Source organism: Clostridium algoriphilum, from assembly GCF_020443705.1.
Classification (GTDB): domain Bacteria; phylum Bacillota; class Clostridia; order Clostridiales; family Clostridiaceae; genus Clostridium_AD; species Clostridium_AD algoriphilum.
Window position 1 is genome coordinate 1 of sequence record NZ_JAIZZK010000087.1, and the last position, 2,860, is coordinate 2,860.

General features: G+C 29.5%; 2 protein-coding genes and 1 pseudogene. All 3 read right to left on the reverse strand.

Annotated elements, in window-relative coordinates:
* Positions 1–463: 463 nt before the first annotated feature.
* Positions 464–1,102 (reverse strand): nitroreductase family protein, encoded by a 639-nt coding sequence (locus tag LGK95_RS21940; RefSeq protein WP_226127028.1) that lies wholly within the window; start codon positions 1,100–1,102, stop codon positions 464–466.
* Positions 1,103–1,190: 88 nt separating this feature from the next.
* The gene (locus tag LGK95_RS21945; protein WP_226127029.1) at positions 1,191–2,309 is read right to left on the reverse strand and encodes a 4-hydroxybutyrate dehydrogenase; all 1,119 of its coding nucleotides are present in this window, start codon (positions 2,307–2,309) and stop codon (positions 1,191–1,193) included.
* Positions 2,310–2,392: 83 nt separating this feature from the next.
* Positions 2,393–2,860: pseudogene (locus tag LGK95_RS21950) on the reverse strand (aldehyde dehydrogenase family protein); the annotation flags it as partial.

The window sequence follows — 2,860 nt, forward strand, 5'->3', positions numbered from 1 at the left end:
TACTTTTTCCCCAAACATATAAACTTTTAAATCTAATTTTCTAAGACTTTCTACGTATTGTTCTCCAGTCATTAATCCCATTAAAACCATTCCCTTCATATATATATTTTATATTGCTTTTTATTTATAATACTTTACATTTATATATGTAGCAATACCTATGCCAAAGTTATATTCTTATTATATTTATTTTTATACATTATACATTCAATGTACATCTATCTTATAACTTAGTAATTATTCCAATTATTGTTATTATTTCAACAAATAGAGCATTAAAAATATTCGTATTTGTGATCGTTTTCATATATTAAACAACAAAAAATAATATTTGTTGTTGTTATGCAACAAATATTATAAATTAGCAATACATAAGTGTAAAGGTCCTAGACAAATAGGCATGGTTATAAGATAATAGTTTAGTTTTCATTTTTGCAACACGATTCATTTTTGCAACAAGCTATTAAACTATAACTGTAATAACTTCATCTACAGGTTTTCGGAGTGGGCTTTTGTTTTCCTCTTTCAGTGGTATACCAATAGGGGTTAACGCCATTAATGAATATCCTTCTTTTTTAAAATAAATCGCCTCCCCAATTTCTTTTGCAGCATAATCTGGTCCTGTCATCCAGCATGTTCCATAGCCAAGAGTTGCTGCTGCAAGTAATAAATTTTCCATAGCTGCCGCCACTGCCTGTATCCCTGGTGCAGTATTAATAAGATCTTGTATAACATCTTTGCCTTCATTAATAACCTTAAGTTCTTCAAGTCCAGTTGGTTTATAATTTCCTGCATATACTAAAACTAAGCAAGGGGCATTCCTGAATGCAGTATGGTATCTTAATGATTTAATAAAAGTTGTCTTGATATCTTCATCAATAATTTTCGCTGCTATTTCAGAATTTTTATTTTCTATAACTTTTATAAGTTCATCAATTTTTTCTTTATTCCTAATTATTACAAAGTGCCAATTTTGAACATTTTTACCCGTTGGAGCGTAAGTAGCTGCCTTAATAATTTCCTTTAACTCATTCATCGGAACAACTTCGTCCTTAAACTTTCTTATGCTGTGTCTTTTATAAATAAAATCTAAATTTGCCATGTAATGCCTCCTAATTGTTTATGATAGTAAAATATAAGAAGAGAGGTTTAAACCTCTCTTCTTATATTCTAATACAAAGTTTCATATTTTAATACAAAGTCTTATAAATATCTCTAATTTCTTCTCTACTTAAAGGTACATAATTATTATTTAAAAGTCTTTGTTGACCTTCTATAACACTATCAGTAAAGCTTTCAATTTCTTCTACTTTCATGCCATAATCTTTCAAAGGTTTTTTAGCTAATAATTTTTCAAGTACTTTTTCAAGTGAATTAAACACATCTTCATTTGCACTTACATTTAAGATATCTGCAAGTATTTTTTTAATATCTTTAATTTTACCTTCTGGTTTTTTCTTATTGTATGTTTTAAATACCTCAACAAACATCTGGTAGTTTGCTTCACCATGAGGTACATGATAAGTTCCACCAAGCGGATATGAAAGTGCATGAACAGCACCAACTCCTGTGTTTGCAAAAGCAATACCAGCATAGTTACTGCCTATAACAAATTCATCAATTATTTCTTTTCTATACTCTTCACCTTTTTCAATTATTTGAATATACCCTTTTAAAATTAATTCCATAGCTTTTACACTAAATATTTCTGTGTATGGGTTAGATTTTGGAGATACATAGGACTCAATAGCATGAATTAAAGCATCTATTGAACTAGGAACAAAAAACTTGTATGGAAGTCCTTTAACTAGTTCTGGAATAAGCACTGCATGATCAGCATATAATTCATCTGTACTTAGTCCCATTTTGGTATGTTTAGATTTAATTTCAGCTATGGAAATATTTGTAACTTCCGAGCCCGTTCCTGCTGTTGTAGGGACTAATATAAGTTCTTTATCCTTTATAAATGGAACTTTTTTCTCAAATAAATCTAAGGCTGTATTTTCGCCCTTTATTACAAGAAGTTTTGCTATGTCTATAACACTACCGCCACCTACAGCAAAAATTCTTTTAAAAGTTTTTCCCTTAATATTTGCAAATACAGCATCAATTATTTCATCGGATGGTTCTCCAACACCATATTTCTCGAGAAAAAGTATTTCAGCTTTAAGGTTTAGGCTTCCGAAGAATGGATTATATATAAATTCATTTGATAATACAAAATCTCCTTCACCTATATTAAAAGTTTCAGCAAAGTCTTTTGCTGTATCAAATTTATGAATTTGTGATTTAATAGAAAATAATTTCATTATTTAGCCTCCGATTTTATATTTTATTTTTATATATTTAGAAAATAGATTTCAACTTATATTGCTGAAACCTATTAATTATATTATTTTGCCCAAACCTCTTCTGGAGTTGGAATTTTAGCATCCTTATTAAGATACCCTATTCTAGATATATTTATTAAATGTGTATACGTAAAGTTTTCAGATATTGAGTTATTTCCCCAAGATCCACAACCAAGAGTTGTAGATGGATTAAACCCATTATTGAAAGCTCCGCCAGTTCCTGTAGATGATACTTGATTAACAATAAATCTACTTATTGGTAAAACCGTTCCTGCATATTCAATATTAGCTTTATTATTTGAGTGAATAGATGAAGTATGTCCTGCACCATCAGTTAAAAGATTAGTCTTAGCTATTTCTACCGCTTCTTCAAATTTATCATAAGCGAATGCGATCATAATTGGGCACATTACTTCTTTACAAAGTAAATCTAATTCTCCTGCACCCTTAGGTTTTAATATAATAACCTTGGTATTTGCTGGAATTACAACTCCTGCTAAATCAGCAAC